Annotated in this window: 21 protein-coding genes, 8 tRNA genes, 1 other RNA gene and 1 pseudogene; 27 read left to right on the top strand and 4 right to left on the bottom strand. The window is 37.3% G+C overall.

Translation table 11 applies throughout. From position 1 onward, the window contains the following. The first annotated feature begins 141 nt into the window (after positions 1 to 141). Both ABDZ53_RS01390 and ABDZ53_RS01385 read left to right on the top strand, forming a co-directional pair. Positions 142 to 810, top strand: coding sequence for an NAD(P)H-hydrate epimerase (locus ABDZ53_RS01390; RefSeq protein ID WP_343753221.1), 669 nt, complete (start codon positions 142 to 144; stop codon positions 808 to 810). Beyond that, positions 803 to 1744 carry a tocopherol cyclase family protein gene (locus tag ABDZ53_RS01385; protein ID WP_343753219.1) on the top strand — a complete coding sequence of 314 codons (942 nt, stop codon included), beginning with the start codon at positions 803 to 805 and terminating at the stop codon, positions 1742 to 1744. Before ABDZ53_RS01390 ends, ABDZ53_RS01385 begins: the two co-directional genes overlap by 8 nt. 37 nt (positions 1745 to 1781) lie before the next feature. Here ABDZ53_RS01385 and ABDZ53_RS01380 read toward each other — a convergent pair whose 3' ends face one another. After that, positions 1782 to 2549: a helix-turn-helix domain-containing protein gene (locus tag ABDZ53_RS01380; RefSeq protein WP_343753217.1), complete on the bottom strand. Its 768-nt coding sequence runs from the start codon at positions 2547 to 2549 to the stop codon at positions 1782 to 1784. A gap of 342 nt (positions 2550 to 2891) precedes the next feature. Between ABDZ53_RS01380 and ABDZ53_RS01375 the strand changes: the two genes are divergently transcribed. The 7 genes from ABDZ53_RS01375 (at position 2892) to ABDZ53_RS01345 (ending at position 8785) form a co-directional block, all read left to right on the top strand. Further along, positions 2892 to 3800: a prolipoprotein diacylglyceryl transferase gene (locus ABDZ53_RS01375; RefSeq protein ID WP_343753215.1), complete on the top strand. Its 909-nt coding sequence runs from the start codon at positions 2892 to 2894 to the stop codon at positions 3798 to 3800. A 22-nt stretch (positions 3801 to 3822) separates the two neighbouring features. Further along, positions 3823 to 4695 (top strand): SDR family oxidoreductase, encoded by an 873-nt coding sequence (locus ABDZ53_RS01370; protein ID WP_343753213.1) that lies wholly within the window; start codon positions 3823 to 3825, stop codon positions 4693 to 4695. 23 nt (positions 4696 to 4718) lie between these two features. Then, positions 4719 to 4976, top strand: coding sequence for a hypothetical protein (locus ABDZ53_RS01365; protein WP_343753211.1), 258 nt, complete (start codon positions 4719 to 4721; stop codon positions 4974 to 4976). A gap of 128 nt (positions 4977 to 5104) precedes the next feature. After that, positions 5105 to 6016 carry a recombination regulator RecX gene (recX, locus tag ABDZ53_RS01360; protein WP_343753209.1) on the top strand — a complete coding sequence of 304 codons (912 nt, stop codon included), beginning with the start codon at positions 5105 to 5107 and terminating at the stop codon, positions 6014 to 6016. After that, positions 6013 to 7173: an A/G-specific adenine glycosylase gene (gene mutY, locus ABDZ53_RS01355; protein ID WP_343753207.1), complete on the top strand. Its 1161-nt coding sequence runs from the start codon at positions 6013 to 6015 to the stop codon at positions 7171 to 7173. Before recX ends, mutY begins: the two co-directional genes overlap by 4 nt. Before the next feature lie 122 nt (positions 7174 to 7295). Next, entirely contained in the window at positions 7296 to 7832 is a 537-nt protein-coding gene (gene ntdP / locus ABDZ53_RS01350) for a nucleoside tri-diphosphate phosphatase (protein ID WP_343753205.1), read from the top strand. Positions 7833 to 7936: 104 nt separating this feature from the next. Beyond that, positions 7937 to 8785, top strand: a complete 849-nt coding sequence (locus ABDZ53_RS01345; RefSeq protein WP_343753203.1) for an SGNH/GDSL hydrolase family protein — start codon at positions 7937 to 7939, stop codon at positions 8783 to 8785. Between the two features lie 42 nt (positions 8786 to 8827). On the opposite strand, the gene ABDZ53_RS01340 is transcribed toward ABDZ53_RS01345, so the two are convergent. Beyond that, entirely contained in the window at positions 8828 to 9913 is a 1086-nt protein-coding gene (locus ABDZ53_RS01340) for an FUSC family protein (RefSeq protein WP_343753201.1), read from the bottom strand. A 168-nt stretch (positions 9914 to 10081) separates the two neighbouring features. On the opposite strand from ABDZ53_RS01340, the gene ABDZ53_RS01335 reads away from it, so the two are divergent. The 13 genes and pseudogenes from ABDZ53_RS01335 to ABDZ53_RS01275 all read left to right on the top strand — a co-directional run bounded on the left by ABDZ53_RS01335 (position 10082) and on the right by ABDZ53_RS01275 (position 14442). Continuing rightward, on the top strand, positions 10082 to 10522 hold the full coding sequence (locus ABDZ53_RS01335) for a Fur family transcriptional regulator (protein ID WP_343753199.1): 441 nt from the start codon (positions 10082 to 10084) through the stop codon (positions 10520 to 10522). Positions 10523 to 10646: 124 nt separating this feature from the next. Continuing rightward, positions 10647 to 11546, top strand: coding sequence for a diacylglycerol/lipid kinase family protein (locus ABDZ53_RS01330; RefSeq protein WP_343753197.1), 900 nt, complete (start codon positions 10647 to 10649; stop codon positions 11544 to 11546). A gap of 67 nt (positions 11547 to 11613) precedes the next feature. Continuing rightward, positions 11614 to 13068, top strand: a pseudogene (locus ABDZ53_RS01325) (alpha-amylase family glycosyl hydrolase). After that, on the top strand, positions 13062 to 13280 hold the full coding sequence (locus tag ABDZ53_RS01320) for an alpha-glucosidase C-terminal domain-containing protein (RefSeq protein ID WP_343753195.1): 219 nt from the start codon (positions 13062 to 13064) through the stop codon (positions 13278 to 13280). The pseudogene ABDZ53_RS01325 and the gene ABDZ53_RS01320 overlap by 7 nt, the downstream one beginning before the upstream one ends. 226 nt (positions 13281 to 13506) lie before the next feature. Further along, positions 13507 to 13579: transfer RNA gene (locus ABDZ53_RS01315), tRNA-Asn, on the top strand. 9 nt (positions 13580 to 13588) lie between these two features. Continuing rightward, positions 13589 to 13675 (top strand) — tRNA-Ser (locus tag ABDZ53_RS01310). 9 nt (positions 13676 to 13684) lie between these two features. After that, positions 13685 to 13756, top strand: a tRNA-Glu gene (locus ABDZ53_RS01305). 12 nt (positions 13757 to 13768) lie between these two features. Then, positions 13769 to 13841: transfer RNA gene (locus ABDZ53_RS01300), tRNA-Phe, on the top strand. Between the two features lie 10 nt (positions 13842 to 13851). Then, a tRNA-Tyr gene (locus ABDZ53_RS01295) sits at positions 13852 to 13932 on the top strand. 5 nt (positions 13933 to 13937) lie between these two features. After that, positions 13938 to 14008 (top strand) — tRNA-Trp (locus ABDZ53_RS01290). A 17-nt stretch (positions 14009 to 14025) separates the two neighbouring features. Beyond that, positions 14026 to 14098, top strand: a tRNA-His gene (locus ABDZ53_RS01285). A 7-nt stretch (positions 14099 to 14105) separates the two neighbouring features. Further along, positions 14106 to 14177: transfer RNA gene (locus tag ABDZ53_RS01280), tRNA-Gln, on the top strand. A 76-nt stretch (positions 14178 to 14253) separates the two neighbouring features. After that, positions 14254 to 14442: a hypothetical protein gene (locus ABDZ53_RS01275; protein ID WP_343753193.1), complete on the top strand. Its 189-nt coding sequence runs from the start codon at positions 14254 to 14256 to the stop codon at positions 14440 to 14442. 92 nt (positions 14443 to 14534) lie between these two features. Here ABDZ53_RS01275 and ABDZ53_RS01270 read toward each other — a convergent pair whose 3' ends face one another. Further along, a complete protein-coding gene (locus tag ABDZ53_RS01270) occupies positions 14535 to 17135 on the bottom strand; it encodes a transglycosylase domain-containing protein (protein WP_343753191.1) in 2601 nt (866 codons plus the stop codon). A gap of 105 nt (positions 17136 to 17240) precedes the next feature. Then, complete coding sequence (gene recU, locus ABDZ53_RS01265; RefSeq protein WP_343753189.1) at positions 17241 to 17885, bottom strand: Holliday junction resolvase RecU; 645 nt, start codon at positions 17883 to 17885, stop codon at positions 17241 to 17243. A gap of 45 nt (positions 17886 to 17930) precedes the next feature. On the opposite strand from recU, the gene ABDZ53_RS01260 reads away from it, so the two are divergent. From ABDZ53_RS01260 to ABDZ53_RS01240, 5 genes are all read left to right on the top strand, one after another. Further along, a complete protein-coding gene (locus ABDZ53_RS01260) occupies positions 17931 to 18509 on the top strand; it encodes an SLOG family protein (RefSeq protein ID WP_343753187.1) in 579 nt (192 codons plus the stop codon). A gap of 123 nt (positions 18510 to 18632) precedes the next feature. After that, the gene (gene gpsB, locus ABDZ53_RS01255) at positions 18633 to 18947 is read left to right on the top strand and encodes a cell division regulator GpsB (protein ID WP_343753185.1); all 315 of its coding nucleotides are present in this window, start codon (positions 18633 to 18635) and stop codon (positions 18945 to 18947) included. Positions 18948 to 18964: 17 nt separating this feature from the next. Next, positions 18965 to 19333: RNase P RNA component class B (gene rnpB, locus ABDZ53_RS01250), an RNA gene on the top strand. Between the two features lie 97 nt (positions 19334 to 19430). Then, positions 19431 to 20555 carry a THUMP domain-containing class I SAM-dependent RNA methyltransferase gene (locus ABDZ53_RS01245; RefSeq protein ID WP_343753183.1) on the top strand — a complete coding sequence of 375 codons (1125 nt, stop codon included), beginning with the start codon at positions 19431 to 19433 and terminating at the stop codon, positions 20553 to 20555. A gap of 186 nt (positions 20556 to 20741) precedes the next feature. Further along, on the top strand, positions 20742 to 21161 hold the full coding sequence (locus ABDZ53_RS01240) for an Hsp20/alpha crystallin family protein (RefSeq protein ID WP_343753181.1): 420 nt from the start codon (positions 20742 to 20744) through the stop codon (positions 21159 to 21161). Positions 21162 to 21353: the final 192 nt, after the last annotated feature.

Here is a 21353-nt window from a genome sequence, read left to right as displayed (position 1 = left end):
ATCGGACAGATTCTAGTGAATGAAGTCCGATTATCGCTGATTTTTTGTTACTGTATCATTTATATAAAGGGGATGTGAAGCTTTATAACTAGAAGGCAAATTATGGTAAAATAGACTATACGCTTGTGAAAGGGGATTCAAATGAACTCTTATGTATCTGCTGTTCAGATGAAAGCTATTGATCACTACACCATTGAAGAAATCGGAATACCTTCGTCTGTCTTGATGGAGCGAGCGTCTTTAGAAATAGCAAACTCCATTATTAGAAATTATGATAACAAAAAGATAGTATGTGTGTGTGGTATGGGAAATAATGGAGGCGATGGGGTAGCGATAGGACGTATTTTATTTTTAAAGGGGTTAGATGTCACCTTGTATTTAGCAGGGAACCTTGAAAAAGCTTCAGATCAAATGAAGTTACAAGTCAGTATTGCTCGGAAATTATCTATCCCAATAGTGTCGACCTTGCCAAGTGAACTGGATGATGGGACAGTTGTTGTAGATGCGCTGGTTGGGATTGGACTTAATAGAGACATTGATTCTCAGTTGGATAAGCTGATCACTTTCATGAACCAAAGCCAATCTCCTGTTATATCAGTAGATATTCCGAGTGGCTTGTCAGCTGATGAAGGGAGACCCCTGAAAAATGCTGTAAAGGCGACTAAGACATATACCATCGGCTTTATGAAAAACGGATTCGCTAAAACGCAATCCAAAGCTTACACAGGAGACATAGAAGTAGTCGATATTGGGTATCCTCCGTATAAACTAATCAAACATATAATGGAAAGAGAGGAAATAAATGAGTAATCGATTTATATTTCAAGGAGAAGGAAAGAGAAGCAATTACTTTGAAGGCTGGTATGTTAAGTGTACCGATACAAAAAATGATTTATCCCTTGCCTTAATTCCAGGTGTTTCTCATTTCTCAGAGAGCCAGTCTTTTGTTCAATACAATATTCATTATAAAGATAAAGCCTATAGTGGAATGGTGCGGTTTGACAGAGATGATTTTGAAGTGATACCGGATCCATATTCTATTATTATGCCTAAATTTGTTTTAAGTGAAGCAGGAGTAAAAGCAAGTTTGTCTGACGAAGAGAATCACATAGTAATGGATTTTTCCTTTGGTCCGCTTCTGCCTTTAAGACAGACAGTATATATGCCTAGTATCATGGGGCCTTTAGAATATCTTACTATGCCTTGCGCGCATGATATAGTGAGTATGAGGCACACAGTAGAAGGAAAAATCCATTTAAATGGAGAGGAGATTAAGGTCGAGTCAGGGATAGGTTACATGGAAAAAGATAGAGGGAGCACTTTCCCAAGTAACTACTTGTGGCTTCAAACCAATGACTTTCCTGAAAACACTCAGGCCTCTTTATCTTTAGCTATTGCGACTATTGATAAGAAACCTCTTCACTTAACAGGACTGATAGCCGTATTTCACGATGGAGTAAAAGAACACCGCTTTTCGACGTATTTAGGGTCTCGATTTAAGGTCGAAGTAGATGAGGATAAAAAAGGATATGTTGTAAAAGTAAAAGGAATAAATAAAAAGCTGGAAGTTCGAGTCAATCTCCTGAATGAAAAGGAACTAATTGCCCCTATGGATTCAGAAATGGATTTTCCAATAAAAGAATCCATTAAATCTTCATTAAGTATGACATTTAAGGAAAAAGGAAAGCCAGAAGTGACTTTATCAAGTGAGCATGCCGCTGCAGAACTAGTTAACTGGATATAAATAAAAGAGCCTATTGAATAGGCTCTTTTTGTCTTCGTTACACTTTTTCATTTTCTGGTAATTCTTTTAGGTACTTTGTAGGAGTTTTACCAGTAAACTTCTTAAATACTTTAGTAAAATAGGAATGGCTGTTAAAGCCAGCTAAATTAGCAACTTCACTTAATTGATATTCTCCTAAATGGAAATAGTATTTAGCTAAATAGACACGCTGCTGATTGACGTAACCAATAAAAGTTGTACCTGTTTCCTGCTTGAATTTTCGAGCCAAGTGAACAGGATGCATACCATAAATAGAAGCAATATTGGTTAAGGTCAGCTCACTGGTTAGGTTTTCAGTAATGTAGCTGACAATTTCTTTCATCACAGAAGAGTAACTCGTCGTTGAAAAATGGACGACGGCATCACAATATTCTTTAAATAAATCAAAGTAAACGTGATCAATCAAATAATCCATTGACTCTGAGTCTTTGATAATCATAGAAAAGCGCTCGAATATTAAATGCAGGTATAAAGGAAGGACGCCCCCGTTTTTGGCAGAAATACGAGCATACGTGTTGACTGTCATTAAATGATTCTTAAATCGACTTAATGAATCGCCATTACCCTCTTCATCCAGATAATCAAACAACTTGTCCATGTCAAGCAATGCTAGTGTTTCATTTAACTTGTCTTTATCTCCCTCAGTAATGGCTTCACTTAATTGATCTTGAATGAGATAACGATAATTCGTCGATTGAGCGGTTAATTCTTTGAGTCTGCTTATCCGTGCTTCTTTTAAGGCCTCTTTATCATCTTTTTTACTCATAGGGCAGATTCCTTCCTTAAATTATGTATTTGAAAGTACCTTATATCTTAAATAATAACATAAGTTTTAAGAAAAAGAACATAATATGCATAAAAAACAAATGTTTTATTTTTATTTGTATCCTTTATTAAAGAACATTCTGACTTGTTCTGAGTACAATACCATTAATAATATAAAAATGATTAAACGAAAGTGATGAATAAATTTCTTTTTATTCATATTAAGAAAGAACAAACACCATACTCAAGGATCAAGGTCGTTTCTTTTTACATCGTCGTAAGAGAGTGATACCATATTGAGTATAGAAGTGAACAAAATGTGACAGTTTAAAGGAGTGAAGGAATGGATCGCCACATATTAGGTACTTTTAGAGATGAATCAGATGTTATTAATGAAGTCAATAGATTAATTAATGACGAAGGCTATTCTCCAGAGGAATTAATGGTAGTCATTGATAATGACCACGACTATGAAGAAAAGCTTCATACTTTAAAGCAAGTTGAAATTAATGAAATTGATGTCGGAGAAAGTGTATGGGATAGGATAAAAGACACCTTTTCTTTTGGCTCGTATAATACAAAAGAGGATTCTCAGACTTTAGAACAGTATGGTGTCCCGCAAGAAAGATCTGAAGATTTTATGGATGCATTGAAAGACGGGGAGATTATTCTACTAGCTAATACTGATGCTCCCGCTAATAATGAATTGTCTCAAGTAAACAATGAAGTTGTGGAAGAAGATGAAAGGATGATTAATATGGATAAAAATAATAAACCGATTGATGAAGTAAATACTGAGGAAGAAGAAGCTATCCAAAGCAACGAGTCAGATAATGAGGATAAAGAAAAACCGAGTAACGTGAATACATCAGAAACAGACGAAGAGAACATGGTTGAATCTATCGATCCCAGTCAAGCTGAAAATACGCGTAGTGAAGAAAATGCATCTGTTACTAAAAACAACCAGGCATCTGATGAAGAACAAGAAAGTCAAAGTAACGAAGAGAGCCAATGGACAGATGAAGAAGAAGAACCAGATTTGACTGGTGAAGAAGAAACGGTTGACAAAGGTGAAACAGAACACAATTATGGCAATACAGTAGCTGAAGGTGTGGTCAAACCAGAAGTGAAAAGTCCGTTAAACACTGACGATAAAGATGAGAAGGATCCTTCGGAAGAATCTGAAGCACCTGAATCTGACGCCCAATACCCAGAAAGCCATGAAGACGCTGGAATGAAATCTGAAGAATAACTGAATAAGTAGGAGTGATAGGATGACTGAGAAAGATAAAATACAATCACAAGAACCTAAAAAAGATTATTACATCGATGATGAATCTAAAAATATGGATAGAGAACCCATAGTCGAGTCTGAAAACTATAAGCCAGCTGGGAAATTAAAGGATAAGGTCACCCTCATTACCGGTGGGGACTCAGGAATTGGCGCAGCTACGGCTATTTTGTATGCTAAAGAAGGAGCGAAGGTAGCCTTCACTTACTATTCTTCGGATAATGATGCCCAGCGTACGAAGGAGCGTTTAGAAGAATTAGGATCGGATGTTATGACGTTTAAAGGAGATGTAGGAGACGAGTCGTTTGCGCAGAAAGTCATCAGTGATGTAACAAGTCATTGGGGTAATATTGATGTACTCGTCAACCATGCCGGAGAACAAATGTATCAGGAAAGTATATTAGATATTACAGCAGAACAGATAGATAGAACATATCGAACGAATATTTTCAGCATGTTCTACTTTACTAAAGCAGCTTTTCCATACCTAAATGAGGGAGCATCCATTATTACAACTTCTTCCATTACTGCCTATAAAGGCAATCCGAATTTAATAGATTATTCAGGTACCAATGGAGCGATTGTTTCCTTTACACGTTCTTTATCTCAAAACAAAGAGATTATAGATAAAAAAATACGTGTCAATTCGGTGGCACCTGGTCCTATTTGGACTCCACTGATTCCTGCTACATTCCCAGAAGAAGCCTTAGCAGGTTGGGGTAAGAGTGGCGCACTTGGAAGACCAGGAGAAGCGTATGAATTGGCTCCCGCCTATGTGTATTTAGCCAGTGATGACTCCAGTTATGTTACGGGGCAAACCATTCACGTAAATGGTGGAGAAGTCATAAACGGATAATGAAGAAGAAGGGATGATAAATTATGGATAAGAATAATGAAGTAAAAAGACCCGGTTTTGAAAAAAGAAACGAAGAGAATAGAACTGCCGATGTTCCGATTCCACCTGACACTTCCGCTCCGATGGGCTACATTAACGATCGCCCATTAAAGGACAAAAAAAGTGAAGAATTAATCGATCGAAAAGCAAAAGGCGGTTCGCCTAGTAATGAAGTGGAATTATCCCTCAATCCAGATGAAGAGAATGCATCAGAAGAGGATGTCTTAGACGACGAAAACTAAATATTACTTTATGAGAGAGAAGCACATTGAAAAGAGTGTGCTTCTTTTTTTGCTTCAATTAAGTTGGTAGAAATGTACCCAGAAAGAATGCTATACTTAAAGAATAAGAGCAATAGAGGAGATAACTTATGAGCAAAGAATCTAAAGATAAAAAGAAACAGTCACATATGCCGAACTTAATTGAGTTATCACCGCAAAAAACGAGTGAGAAAGACACTCAAACGAATGAAGAGGTAACTAAAAAAGAATGGGTTATAACAAAAGTTCAGGCTCAAAAAGCTAAGAACAGATTTAATATTTTTGTGAATGGCCAGTATTCCTTTGCAGTAGATGACACTATTTTAGTCACTGAGAGATTGTTTAAAGGAAAAGAATTAACAGAATCAGACATTGAAGATTTAAGAAAAAAAGGGGAGGCCAGCAAAGCCTATCAGTCTGCTTTAAATTATTTAAGCTTTAAAATGCGGTCTGAAAAGGAAATAAGGGATTACCTCCAGCAAAAAGATTATGAAGACATCGATCCAGTGATTGATAAATTAAAAGAGCACAAACTCATCAATGATTTAGTATACGGCAAAAGCTTTGTTCGAACCAATTATCAACTGAGAAATGACGGTCCGAAAAAAATAGAGCGCAAACTTATTCAAAAAGGCTTAACTAATGAAGAAATTTTAACGGCCTTAGAAGAGTATTCTTTAGAACAGCAAAAAGAAAATGTTATGAAAGCCTCAGAAAAAACATTAAAGAGACAAAGAAACAAATCAAACCGAGAAATTCAGCAAAAAGTAAGAGAACAACTTATGTTAAACGGGTTTGAAAATGAAGTGATTAATGATGTGCTGAATGAGATGGACTTAGAACAACCAGAAGATGAAGAATTCGAAGCTTTAAAAAAACAAGGTGAAAAAGCCTGGAATAGATATAGCCGTAAACATACCGATAGTGAATTAGTAAATAAAACTAAAATGTATCTTTATTCAAAAGGGTATCCTAGAGAATTGATTGATAGATTTATTAAGGAAAAAGAGGGAATGAATTGAGTCACAAAAATATATTAGCCAAGCATAACATACAACTATGGCCAAAGGATAAAATAGAAGCATTTAGAAAAAGGTTATTAAATTGGTATGATCAAAACAAACGGGATCTGCCTTGGAGACGAACAAGCAACCCTTATTACATTTGGGTTTCAGAGATTATGCTTCAGCAAACACAAGTCGATACAGTTATTCCTTATTATAATCGTTTTATAAAGACGCTTCCGACTATCCATGATTTAGCTCAAGCGTCAGAAGAGACCCTTCTCAAATTATGGGAGGGACTGGGCTATTATTCACGAGTGAGAAATATGAAAACAGCAGCAATTCAAATAGTCGAAAAGCACGAAGGGGTATTTCCACGAGACAAGAAGGATGTATTGGCTTTAAAAGGAATAGGTCCTTATACTGCCGGTGCAGTCACCAGTATTGCTTTCAATCAGGCAGAACCAGCAGTGGATGGCAATGTCATGAGAGTGATGAGTCGTTTATTTGAAATAGAATTAGATATAGGAAAAGCATCCAGTAGAAAAGTATTTGAGGCGCTCATTTATGAGTTAATAGACCCAGACAGACCGGGTGACTTTAATCAAGCTTTGATGGACTTAGGTGCGACTATTTGTACACCGAATAATTACTTCCCGGAAACCAGTCCTGTAAAAGAGTTTAATGCTTCTTACATTAATGAAACTTGGGAGAGATACCCGATTAAGAAAAGCACTAAAAAAGTCAAAAACTTCACATACTACACTTTGGCTATTAAAAATGAAAGAGGAGAGCACCTATTTGAAAAGCGTCCCTCTAAAGGTGTTTTAGCCGGTATGTGGACCTATCTAATGATAGACGCTGATGATTTACCCAATGAAAAATGGAAATCTTTCGAAAATCAGTCAGATGAATCTCTCATAGAAGACCTTGAGAACTTAGCATTGGAAATGTATGGGGTAAAGATAAAATTAAATAAGCAACTTAAAGGGCAGGTCAGTCATATATTTTCACATTTAAAATGGAATTTATTGGTTTATGAAGGCGACGTGGTTACAGAAGGCGTTGGTATTAAAGAGACTACATGGATACATCCCGAGTCATTTGACTCCATTGCTTTCCCTGTTCCAACACAAAAAGTCAGAAAATTATTAACGGAAATCACGCTGTTTTGATAATTCTCAGTGATAATTTAGGAAACGTTCTTCTTTCATGCTTATTTTATGATATAATAACTCTTGAGATTTAGTAAGTAAGCTATACTTTTTCTAAAATGACTGAGAAAGTAGGTACAAGGATGGAATTTCCAAAAGAAGGAGAGTTCATCACAATAAAAAGTTATAAGCACGATGGAAGTTTACACCGCACGTGGAGAGACACAATGGTGTTGAAAACGACTGAGAATGCACTCATCGGATGTAATGATCATACTTTAGTCATAGAATCAGACGGAAGAAGATGGAAGACACGAGAGCCGGCATTAGTTTATTTTCATAAACATTACTGGTTTAATATTGTCACTATGATTCGACAAAAAGGGGTATCATACTATTGTAACATGGCATCTCCGTATTTAATTGACGAAGAGGGCGCCAAGTATATTGATTATGACTTGGATGTCAAAGTTTTCCCTGATGGAGAAAAACGATTGCTTGATGTTGATGAATATGAAGAACATGGAAAAAAATGGGATTATCCAGATGAAATTGATCTAATACTCAAAGAACATATAAAGATTCTAGTAGATTGGATTAATAACGAAAAAGGTCCTTTTTCAGAAGGCTATGTTGACTTGTGGTATAATCGCTACAAGCAACTAACAGGAAAAAGATAATTGTGATGAACAAACAGTAGAAGGAAAATTGACTCTTCTACTGTTTTCCTTGCTTAATATTCCATAACGAGCGAGCTATTTTACATAGGAAAGGAACTAACAGTGTGAAAAAAAGTGTGATAACGATACCGTTACTTCTTATAGCGACCATTCTTACCATATTTTTTGGAAGAAGATACGCGGCACACCAGCAAGAAGAAATGGATAATAATCAATTACTTATTGTCGAAGAGGCGACAGACGATGAAACAGAAGCAGATCAATCGTCTCAATACAATGAGACAGAAACAGACTCTTTGTCTCATTCAATAGAGGAATACGAATCGAGAATAGACTCTTTATCTTTATATGAAACGTTAGATTATCTATCACTAACAAATGAAGACGTGACCGTTGCTTATTATGGCGATATTGATGCGGAAGCTGAGTGGGTTAGTCTCGTGAACAATTATTTAAATACCGCTGTAAGTGGAAACTTGACTATTTCAAATTTTACCTATCCTCAAGAGGATACTTATGAGCTATACATACAACAAACGACTCAGTCACTCACATCTGAAAATCCTGATGTTATTTTTTACGGGTTGCCCGCGCTTCCTGATAAAATAAGAGATATTGGCTTAGCCGAAACCGAACAGTATATGACTGCTTTAGTCTCACAACTAAATGATTTGGATACGACTGAATTAATTTTAATTGAACCTTATCCAATCGTGAATGAAATAAATCAACTTAACTCTCGATCGCTGGATTATAGAAGTTATTTAGGAAGAATGCAGCAAGTCGCATCTGAATTAGCCGTACCCATTATTCCTTTACATGACGAATTCACCAGTAGAACGGAAGAGAGTGGGTTAGAAGCTTTTTATACAGAAGACAATACTCAGTTGAATCAAGAGGGTGTCGAACTTGTCGTGACAATATTAGACGAATGGTTTCAACAGGACTTATAATAGCAAAGAGACTTAATACACTTACATGTATTAAGTCTCTTTTTAATAGGATGAACGAATGGAAGTCTTATTATCTGAGTGATTAAGCTTATAGCTACTCACAAGCGTGTTTAAGTGTTGAAGGTTTTCTTCGTAAGTGAGGACGGCAGACATGAGATGAATGACTGTATTGCTCTGGCCGTAATCATCTTTCAAATAGGACTCCAGGCTTGCTTCATTAAAGAAAGATTGCATAAATTCTTTTCTTAAATCCGATTTATAAGCTATAAAATTAACTTCCTTTGGTTGAATGCGCCCGTTCCACTTTAAAATAATCTGTTCGTGAGCAGACATCAGTGTTTCTAAACGTTCTCTAAGTAAGACTCTTAAATGCTCTGGAAAATGATTGTACACATTTTCTGCATGGTAGAGAGTGTGTACTAATGAAAAAGTAGCATCCGTGGTACGAATAAATTGTCTGTACACCACTAATAATCGGGTAATAGAATATTCTTTTCTAAAAGGAAATTTATACCAGTACCCATCTTGCAAGAAAGCTAAAAGACGTTTCATTTCAATGATGGATTTTTCCAAGTTGTTCAAATCTTTGCGCATTAGCGGGTATTGGACATTTTTTCTTAAACTTACACGGATGAAGCGCGTTAAGTCGTCTGTCACATGATTGGTTAAATCAAATAACTTTTGTTCATAATTTGGCCGAAGCATTAAGTGATTCACAATAAAGGCGATGCCTACACCAATAAAGGTTAATAGCACTCTCGTAATGGCATTATATATGATTTGGTCACTTGTCGACAACATAATAATGATTAAGGTCATAGCCGAAAGACCAATCACGTTATTTAACCGCAATTGATGGAGCAAGGCTATTAAGATAGCTGTAGCTAAGCTTATAATAATATAGGAGGTTCCAAATAAGCTAGCCATTACAATCGCAACTAAACCACCGATTGTATTAGCTAACAAACGTTCCCAAGTCGTTTCAAACGATTTTTTGACAGAAGGTTGCATAGAGGCAACAACTGAGATAGCAGCTAAGGATAAGTCTTCAATTCCAAATAATGTTGGGATATATAAAGAGAGCAGGACGGCTAAACTTGTTTTAAATGTTCGTGCACCTATTTTCATTGGTACGGTTTCACGCCTTTTATTATTTATTTTGTATCCCTAGTATACTATAAATGAGAGACCTTTGTTTAATTAATTCATGGCAAGCTTGTTATATTCTTGCAAAATAGGTATGAAGTCTGTATCATTTGTATTAAGTAAGGGAATATATATGAAGGATTGAGAAGAATGAGCTATTTAGTAGAACAATCCATTGAAAGACTTAAATATAATAATATACGTATTACACCTCAAAGACATGCCATATTAGAATTTCTTATAGAACACGATAGTCACCCAACGGCTGATGAAATTTATAAGGCACTGGAAGATCGTTTTCCAAGTATGAGTGTAGCAACAGTTTATAATAATTTACGTCTGTTTATACAATTAGGATTAGTTAAAGAAATGATGTTTGGAGATAACTCCAGTCGATTTGATTTTTCTTCTACAGAGCATTATCATGCCATTTGTTCAAACTGTGGAAAGATTGAAGATATTTATTATCCAGGTTTAGATGATGTTGAAATCGTAGCGAGTAATTTAACGGGGTTTGAAGTATCGTCTCATCGTTTGGAAATTTATGGTTTATGCCCAGATTGTCAACCGGAAACTCAGAATCAAAATTAAAGAATGTACAAGAAAGTCTTATCCAACTGAGAGGAATATTCCTTTTATAGATAAGGCTTTTTATTATTTTTTTTATTTTATCTAGCGTACAATTGGGTTAACTAGGTAGCAAAGGAGCAGACTTATGAAAGATTGTATTATCATAGCTAACCCATCTTCAGGGAAAAAGGAAGCTAAAGAATTTGCAGAACAAGCGAAAGCCTTTTTAGTAAAATATAATAGAAAAGCAAATATTAAATACACCACAAAAAAATCAGATATCTCAACATTTGCTAAGCGTGCCAGCGACGAACACTACCACACCATTATTGTAATGGGAGGGGACGGAACGGTTACTGAGCTAGTCAATGGATTGAAAGAACAAGAGCATAAACCAGTTATTGGTATTATACCAACCGGAACGGTCAATAATATAGCGAGAAGCCTGGGCTATTCTCCCAATCCTGAAGAAGCGATTGAACAATTAGTTGAAGCGGATGAGAGAAAGATTGATGTGGGTCGTATAAATAATCAATTATTTTTAAGTTCGGCTTCTGCAGGTTCAATACCGGAAACCGTATGGGAAGTCAGTGATGAACAAAAAGAAAAATATGGACCAGCTGCATATTTCTTTTCTGGTATTCAATCCTTAAGGGACGAAGGGTTTTACAAGATGGCGATTGATCTAGACGGAGAAAAAAGGAAAGTAGACCTCAGTCTTTTACTCATAGGAGTATCCCATTCTATCATTGGCATTCCCAACTTTTTTGATCATGCTTCCTATGATGATGGAAAACTCCATTTGTTTGGACTTAAAAAGACAACGATAGGGGAAAAAATTGCGGTCTTGCCCTCTCTATTCTTAAATAATGAAGAATTCAATGAGAGCCAAGATTATGCCTTCACTGCTTCTTTTAAAAAAGCGACTATTTCTGTAGAGGAGAACCCTGCATATTTAGCAGTGGATGGAGAAAAAGGACCCAAATTTCCAATTGAAATAGAAGTATACCCTCGCTACCTTAGCTTTTTAGTTCCCCAAACCTAAGCATGAGAGTAGATAATAGGTTTAACTCTTTGGTATTCTTTTATTAATAGAAAGAAAGGATGATTGCATGGCAGAAGCAGATTGGTGGACAGAAGCCGTTATATATCAGCTCTATCATAGAAGTTTTAAGGACTCTAATAATGATGGAATAGGGGACATCAACGGGATTAGAGAAAAGTTAGATTATATTAAGTCACTTGGCGTAAACACGCTTTGGATAAACCCTTTAACACTGTCTAATCAAGTGGATAATGGGTACGATGTGATGGATTACAAAAAAGTCGATCCTCTATTTGGAACAGAAGAAGAAAGTGATTTACTCATAAAAGAGGCAAAAGAGAGAGGATTTAAACTCATTTTTGATCTTCCTTTAAATCATACATCCGATCAGCACCCCTGGTTTAAAGAAGCGCTAAAAGGAAAAGATAATCCATATAGGCACTATTATATCTGGGCTGATTCCGACGGCGACCCTTATCCTAATAATTGGAAAGCGGGTTTTGGCGGATCTGCTTGGACAAGGGAACTCAATGGAGACCAGTACTACCTTCATTTATTTATGGAAAACATGCCTGACTTAAACTGGGACCATGAACCATTGAGAAAAGAAATAGCTGATATTATTAATTATTGGATTGATAAAGGAATAGACGGCTTTCGATTAGACGCATTTATTTACCTGGATGTGTATAAAGATTTCCCAGACCACCCAGATGAATGGGGAGAAGGACAAGATGTTGTTGAAAATGGAGAGAAACTTAAATAGTATTTGACTGAGTTAAATGAGCGAATAAAGAAAAAAGATAATAATATCTTTATGATAGGTGAAGCAACAAGTGCCGATGCAGAAACAACAAAGTGGTACACAGAAAATAACATGGTAGATAAAGTTATTACACTTCAATACTTAACATTTAAAGACGAAGAAAAGTTAGAAGAATTACCTGAAGATAAGCAGCATGTTCCGTTGGATTTAAAGGAATTTAAAAAGACTCAAGAAGCCTTCCAAGAGATGAGTTCAGACAAAGGCGGCCCAATATTATTTTGGTCTAACCACGATTTGCCTCGCTCTCCGCAAAAGTTTGGGGATATGGAAAACTATCGAGATAGTACAGCTAAAATGATGGCTACCTTGCTTTACTTACAGCCGGGTATACCGATTATATATTACGGTGAAGAAATCGGGATGAATACTGTCTGGTTTGAAGATCCAGAAAACATAACTGATGCTGGAGTAATGGACTTTTACAATGCAGCCCGTCAACAAGGCTGGTCGCTTGAAAAGACCATGTACCATCTAAATCTGACGTCAAGGGATAACAGCAGAGGTATCATGCAGTGGACAGATGAAGACAGAGTAGGCTTCACTGAAAGCGCTGCCCCTTGGACCATTTTTAATCAAGAAGCAAGGTATAATGTCAAGGATCAAGAAGCAGATGAAAAGAGTATACTCAATTACTACAGACAGTTAATGAAACTTAGAAAAACAGATCTCTTCAAAAAGGCACATGGACGTTGTTAAATACGAAAGACCATTTATACGTCTATAAGCGAGAGTTTGAAAATAAAAAAGCTCTCATTGTTTGTAACTTTTCATCTAAAGAAGATATTTTTGATGGTGAAGAAGTGATGCACGATAGAGAAGTCGTATTGCAGACAGAGGGGATCGAAATAGAAAATCAGACTATTACACTCCCACCTTATGGCGCTTGTGTTTTATTATCGAATGGATAAACCGAAAGCCTTGCCATTACAAGGGGAGGCTTTTGTCTTGAAGACGTGTATCATATAATGGATTTTTATCAAAATGGGAATTAACATTGAAATAGTGTAAAGAATTTGTTATAATTTAATTTGGATAAACGGTGCAGATGAAATCAACTGTATCAAATCCTAATAATTCATTGACAGCTTTTGTGTCTGATGCTATGATATAAGAGTTGCTGATTGAATAGTTTATTCCGCAATAGCTCAGTTGGTAGAGCGCACGACTGTTAATCGTGTTGTCGCAGGTTCGAGCCCTGCTTGCGGAGTTTTATTATGGAGAATTGTCCGAGTGGCTTAAGGAGCACGCTTGGAAAGCGTGTATACGGGCAACCGTATCGAGGGTTCGAATCCCTCATTCTCCTTTTAATTTAGGCCCCTTGGTCAAGCGGTTAAGACACCGCCCTTTCACGGCGGTAACACGGGTTCGAATCCCGTAGGGGTCATTGGCATAAATAGGCGCTGTAGCTCAGTTGGTAGAGCAACGGATTGAAGCTCCGTGTGTCGGCAGTTCGACTCTGTCCAGCGCCATATAAGTTACGGAGGGATAGCGAAGTGGCCAAACGCAGCGGACTGTAAATCCGTTCCTTCGGGTTCGTAGGTTCAAATCCTACTCCCTCCACTTTTAGGGGTATAGTTTAATGGTAAAACTATGGTCTCCAAAACCATCGATGTGGGTTCGATTCCTACTACCCCTGTTAAGTTTTATATTATGGCGATTGTGGCGAAGTGGTTAACGCATCGGGTTGTGGTCCCGACATTCGTGGGTTCGATTCCCATCAGTCGCCCTTTGATTGGGCTATGGCCAAGCGGTAAGGCAACGGTTTTTGGTACCGTCATTCCCAGGTTCGAATCCTGGTAGCCCAGTACTATAATTAATTAAAACCCAGTGCTCAAGCATTGGGTTTTATTATATTAAATTTTAAACGAAAAGAGTTTTATTATGGGGAAAAATCATGGAAAGTTCTTACTTATTATCGGTTTAGTCATCGTGTCTTTATCTCTTTATTTGGTATCCATTGATCCGTTAATAGCCGGAATTGGTCTATTAGTAGGGGGATGGAATGTAGTAAATGGTATATTGACTTTAATGGGTAAATCATTTTTCCAATCAAAAGACGAAGACGACTAGTATCACTTAGTGATGGGTTCTCATATAAAAATATATAAGAAACTCGCAGATTACTTAAGGAACATCATAAGTAATCTGCGAGTTTCTATTATTTATTCTGTGTCTTCGGAATCAGTATTATCTTCATCATCTGAAGGAGGTGTCCCGTTGTTTTCATCTTCTTCGGGTTCCTCATCATCTGGATCCTCTTCTTCTTCTTCCGGTTCTTCAGGAGGGGTACCTTCATCATTGGGTTCCTCAGTATCAGGCTCCTCGTCTACAGGCTCTTCCTCTTCATCCTCTGGCTCTTCTATTTCTTCCTCAACCTCTGTTTCATCCTCTTCATCCTCTTCTTCCTCTTCCTCTCGTTCAGGAATAGTGACCGAAATGGAAGTAGTCGGTCCAGTATTTCCATATGCGGAAACCGCAAGTGTAATAGTGAGTGGTCCAGATGGCGGTTCTGACACAGAATAGTCAGTAGTAGATAAAGTAGTGGACTCTCCACCGACCGTTAATTGATAACTAACCTCTTCGTCTTCATTTTGTAAACTGTATTCATCCCATGTAATACTCAATTCATCTGCTTCTTCATCATATTCAGCAGTTAAACCGGTAGGGGCATCTAATTCTTCACCAAATTGAGTAGATTGTTCGCTTGGTTCGGTTCCGGCAACAAATAACTCAGTGACAATATTGCTTGCAGGCGTATTGGGACCAGGCAATTGAGCTGGATTCGTTCCGTCTTCGACTGCCACTTGAGTGACTGAACTAGGTTGCGTCCAATCGGGATTGTCTAAGCCTTCTGATACGTACTGCATGACGTCTCTATATATAAGACGCGGGATATTTCTGGAACCATCTTCAAAGGATAGGTAGCCATCCCTGTTATTAGCATAACCGACCCATACGGATAATGAATAGTTGCTTGTGTATCCGACATACCACGAGTCGGGAACACTGCCAGAAGGGTAGCCTAACTCTTCTAATTGCTCTTCAGTAAAGTTAGTGGTTCCTGTTTTTCCAGCCTGAGGTAATCCTGGTATACCGACTGTACTATTAAAATTAGAAACGACCCCTTTGAGCATATCTGTAATCATATAAGCTGTATAATCCGACATAGCTTGATTCGTTTGAGGGGTTAAATCAATCTCTTGTCCATCTTGAGTCACAATACGTTCTACAGTGTAGGGCTCAGTATAATTTCCTCCGTTAGCAAAAGGGGCATAAGAAGCAGCTAACTGAAGAGGGGACATATTCCCGTTAATAGAAGATTGAGGAGTGATTGTCGTGTCTTCAATACCCACATTACTTAAAAATTCCTCAACTTGACTCACTTCTAAATCTTCATTCATGATTTTTGCAGCTGGAACATTTCTGGAATCAACCAGAGCTTCACGCATACTCATTTGGCCTTTGAATTGACGATCGTAGTTTCTAGGACTCCAATTCGTATTCGGTTCAGTATATTCAGAATCATCCACTTGATGGTAGGTTGAGTACTGCAAATACTCAATCGCTGGACCATAAGTCGATAAGGGCTTCATAGTCGAACCTACTGCTTTTGTTTCTAACGCATGGTTATGACTTCTCACGCTCTCACGATTACGTCCACCGCCTAAAGCACGCACTTTACCCGTATCTGCTTCAACTAAAGAGACCGCAGACTGGATTTCTTCGTTCGTCCAGTTAATGTCTTCTGAATGCATGACTTCATAAACCTGTTCTTGGGCCTCCATGTCTAAGTTAGTATAAATAGTTAACCCAGCAGTTGAAGGATTAAATTCTGTTTTTTCTTCCACTTCTTTTATGACTGTATCTAGATACGCTTCAAATACTAGAGCATTAGAATCTTCTTGTGAACGATCAACTAAACCTTCGTCAATAGGAATAGCTTTCGCTTCTTCTGCTTGTTCTGCAGTAATATGTCCTTCATCTCGCATGACGTTAATGACCACATCTCGACGTTTTTTTGCTGTTTCAGGATTAACATACGGATCGTATCGGTTAGGCGCTTGAGCCATACCGGCAAAGAGAGCCGCTTCATGTAATTCTAATTCACTGACATGTTTACCATAATATTCTTCTGCAGCTGTTGAAATTCCATAAACATTTCCTGCCATATGAATTTTGTTCATATATAAAGTTAATATCTGTTCTTTGGATAGCTGACGTTCTAATTGAATGGCCAACCAAGCTTCTTGAGCTTTTCTTTCCAACGTTTGATCTTCTTTTAAAGTAGAGAAGACAGACAGTTTAACTAATTGTTGAGTAATGGTACTTCCACCACCGACAATTTGTCCACGATTCGTCACATAACCTATGGCTGCTCGTGCTATACCAATCGGGTCAATTCCCATGTGCTCTTCAAATCGTTGGTCTTCAATGGCAGTCATAGCGTCTATCATAACTTGAGGGTATTCACTGGCATTCGCATAATCCCGACTTTCTCCACCAAGTGTGTAAAAGACATTTCCATTCATATCAACTAACTCTGAAGAGAAGGTACCGAGTAAATCTTCTTCAGTCATTTCAGGTGCATTGGATGCATAATAAGTAAACAAAGCACCTCCAGCAACTATGGCCAATAACAATAAAGTGACAAAGGTCAAAATGATCCGTTTAATCCATTTACCTGCACCACCTTTATTGGGATTCTTTTTCTTTTTATCTTTCTTTTTATAATCTTTTCTAGACATATTTTTATTTTGTGACATAATATTCTCCTTTTTTCCTATATAATAATAGAGAGGCAACTTTCCTGTTTATCAAGACGTTACGATACACTAAATAAAAGAAGCCGTCAATGTTTTGGACCTTTATCATGAGTAATCGTGTGACATTCTGTCAATTATTTGATCGACAACCGTCAAGTAAGGAAGGCGTGGGGCAATAGTATAGTCTAATTCATAAGCCAGTTTTTCAATGGTTTTTAATGGAATCGACTTTTTACCATCCGCTTCAAACTGCTTTTCCCATAAAACGGCTAAATCTGAGTACTCAAGTAAAAAAACTCGGAGTAAAACACTAAATCGAATAATGACAAAGCAAATACCCCCATGCTCCACACACTTTTTCATATGTTCCAATTGGTGGTCATGAAAGTTTTTTAACGGAAAAGACGTTTTATTGCGTGTTTCTTTTGCTTCAAAATCAATATAATAGCCTCTGTAAACGCCGTTGTAATCCGTAGTCGAAGCCTTTCTATAGTAGGCTTCTGTAATCTTAGCTGCACTCCGCCTTGGATAGTTCACGTTCACCACTTGTATGGGAATCGGTTTTTTATGAATGATGGCTTGATTATGAAGGCGGTAGTACTCATTGGTCTGGTTCAAATCTTCTTCCAGACTCATTCCTCTATTGCTGTAGGATAACTTCTTTTTAGACAATGGTTTTTTAGATTGCTTTTTAGTGTTCTTTTTGTCATCATTAATATACGGTTTTCCGTTGGGGTAACGTATAGTCAATTCAGTCACACCTTTAAAATATGATGACTATAGTATACCAAACATATGTACAATGTTATAGAAAAGGTGAGAAAATTTATTAAAAACTTATATGTTTCAGGCTACCGATCTTATGAAGTAGGCGTGTTTTCAAATGATGATCCGAAACTTTTTTATATAAAAGAATTCTTTAAGAGACGGTTAATCGGCTATATTGAAAGTGGATTAGAATGGGTAATTATTTCAGGTAATTTAGGTACGGAACAATGGGTAGCAGAAGTCGTACTTGATTTGAAGGAAACCTATCCCGAAATACGCTTAGGGATTTTACTTCCTTATCTGGAATTTGCCGGGAATTGGAATGAGGGAAATCAGGCTCTTTTTAATGAAATAATACAAAAAGCCGATTATACCAACTACACATCAAATAAACCATATGAAAACCCAGGTCAGTTAAAAAACAATCAAGCGTTTATTATTCAAAATACAGAGGGTTGCTTGTTGTTTTACGATGTAGAGAATGAAGGAAAGGTATCCTATGTCCATGATATGGCATTGCTTTATCAAGAAAATCATCCTTATGAAATCGAAAGGGTTGGTTTTGACGAACTGCAGTGGTTTGTGAATGATTTAGAAGAATTATAAACCTTGATATCTTCACTTTTGTGTGTGGTTTTGCTATAATAGGACTATAGTAAAAATTATATTTATAAAATGAAAATAAGTTTATACTGTCATAAATAATAGATAAGCGGATGAGGTGTAGGAATGGATAGGGAATTAACTCAAAAAGAGATTCTTGAAAAAGATTTTAATAACAAAATGCGTGGCTACAACCCGACTGAAGTGGATGAGTTTTTAGATATTGTTATTAGAGACTATGAATCATTTCAGAATGAAATTGATAAATTAAAATCAGAGAATAATCGTTTGCTAGATAAACTGGATGAGCAAGCTAAGCAGATGAGCACCCAGCAGCAAAATCAAAGTCAGTCCAGTTCAAGTGTAACAAACTTTGATATCTTGAAGCGACTGTCTAACTTAGAACGTCATGTATTTGGATCTAAATTAGATAACGAATAATATTTAAATAATGTGTACATCACGGATAATCGCGCAGTTAGTTTAACTGTGAGGAAAGTCCATGCTCACACAGACTGAGATGTCTGTAGTGTTCGTGCGTAGCGAAACCATAAGCTACGGCTCCCTTTATAGGGATGACGGCAGGAAAAAAAGCTAAGGGGCAACCTAAGCTTGAGTACCCTTGAAAGTGCCACAGTGACGAAGCACTAGTGGAAACACTAGTGGTGGAACGGGTAAACCCCTCGAGTGAGCAACCCAAACATTGGTAGGGGCACTTTTCTCCCGGAAATGAACGGAGAGAAGAGGCAGAGCGCTAAGCTCGTGCAGACAGATGATTATCTCTGAAAGAGCGCAGTCTCTTTCTAGACAGAACATGGCTTACAGTGATGTACATAGCGACTGGAATCCTCTCTTTTTAGGGAGGATTTCTTTACGTATTAAGCCGTTTAGGGCATACTAATAGAAGAGAGAGGTGGCAGATGAATGGAATATAATTTAATCGCTACAGCGGCTAGTGGAATCGAAGCACTAGTTGGAAATGAACTGAAAGATATGGGATATGACGTCCAAGTTGAAAATGGACGAGCACGATTTAAAGGGACAGAAGAAGATATTGCCAAAACAAATTTATGGTTAAGAACGGCTGATCGTGTAAAAATAGTCGTGGGTGAATTTAAAGCCAAAACTTTTGATGAGCTATTTGAACAAACCAAGGCCTTGCCGTGGGATGAGTATTTAGCCGTGGATTCTGCTTTTCCGGTATCCGGTAAATCGATTAAATCGACTTTATACAGTGTTCCCAACGTCCAGCGTATTGTAGACAAAGCCATTGCTGAAAAGATAAAAGATGTCTATCACAGAAGAGGGATGTTGCCAGAAACGGGAGCTAAGTTTCCGATTGAAGTAGCTATCCGGAACGATAAAGTGTTACTCACAATCGACACCACGGGCGACAGTCTGTTTAAGCGAGGATACCGATCGGAAAAAGGCGGGGCTCCACTAAAAGAGAATATGGCAGCTGCCCTGATTATGTTGACTACTTGGAGAAAGGATCGTCCTTTGGTTGACCCAACCTGTGGTTCAGGGACTATTCCGATAGAAGCCGCATTAATCGGGCATAACATTGCCCCTGGTTTCAACCGAACCTTTTTATGTGAAGACTGGCACTGGATGCCTAAAGAACTATGGCAAAAGGTTCGTTTAGAAGCAGAAGAGCAAGCGGATTATGATGTTGAACTAGATATAAAAGGATACGACATTGACCAGCGCATGATTGAAATAGCCAAATCAAACGCAATGGAAGCCGGACTAGCTCACAGTATTGAATTCAAACAAATGCAAGTGAAAGACTTCGATACAGATAAGAAATTTGGCATCATCATCTCCAACCCTCCATACGGAGAACGTTTAGGAGATCCAGAGGAAGCTTACGAATTGTATCGTCAGATGGGCGAAGCATTCAGACCACATGAAACGTGGAGTAAATACATCATCACAAGTGATTTAGATTTCGAAGAACATTACGGACAACGAGCCACTAAAAAACGAAAATTATATAACGGTTACCTCAGAACGGATTACTTCCAATATTGGGGAAAGCGCAAATAAAAGCGATAAAAGCACAATAAGCCTGTTCAATCAGCCTTTTTGTGCTTTAACTTGTTGCAACATTAGGAGGTAAAATAAGATTAAATGCGTGACATTAAACTTGATTGAATAAAAAGTGTGAGTTATACTATTTTTGTAGTAAAAGTTATAAGAAACGGACAATTGAATCAGAAATGGGAAGGGAAAATGAGCAATTTGTTTCCAACTCGTCGTGATTTTATGGATTTTGGTGGTCGCTTTTTTGATGATTTCTTTAATCAGTCGTTGTCTAATGTTTCCAGTTTCAACACAGATATTAAGGAGCTGGAGAAAGAATATGTATTGGAAGCTGACTTGCCAGGAATGACAAAAGAAAACATCCGATTAAATTATCAGGATAATGTCCTATCTATTGAGGCAAAGACAGATGCAAGTAAAGATGAGAGAGATGATGAAGGCAATTATATTCGTCGCGAACGGATGAGTCGCTCTTACAGCCGTCAGTTTGTACTAAAAGATGTAGATGAAGAAGGAATAAAAGCAACATTTGAAAATGGTGTATTAACTGTTACCTTACCCAAAAGAGAAACTAAAAAATCTGAATCGGGTAATATTCCAATTAATTAAAACGACTTATGGAGGCAGACGCTGCAAAGCGGCTGTCTCTTTTTGGTTCCTATAAAGGATAACGAAATAGTCTAAATAAATAATTATTAAAATGAAGCTATTAATGGTATATTTACTATAATATGATTATGGTGTCAAAACCCCATAATTTTAAGCACTTAATCAACTTGAAATGCTCAAAAGTATACAGTT

Origin of the sequence: Alkalibacterium iburiense, assembly GCF_039521845.1 — a bacterium.
Lineage (GTDB): Bacteria > Bacillota > Bacilli > Lactobacillales > Carnobacteriaceae_A > Alkalibacterium > Alkalibacterium iburiense.
This window is presented reverse-complemented; position numbering and strand designations above follow the sequence as displayed.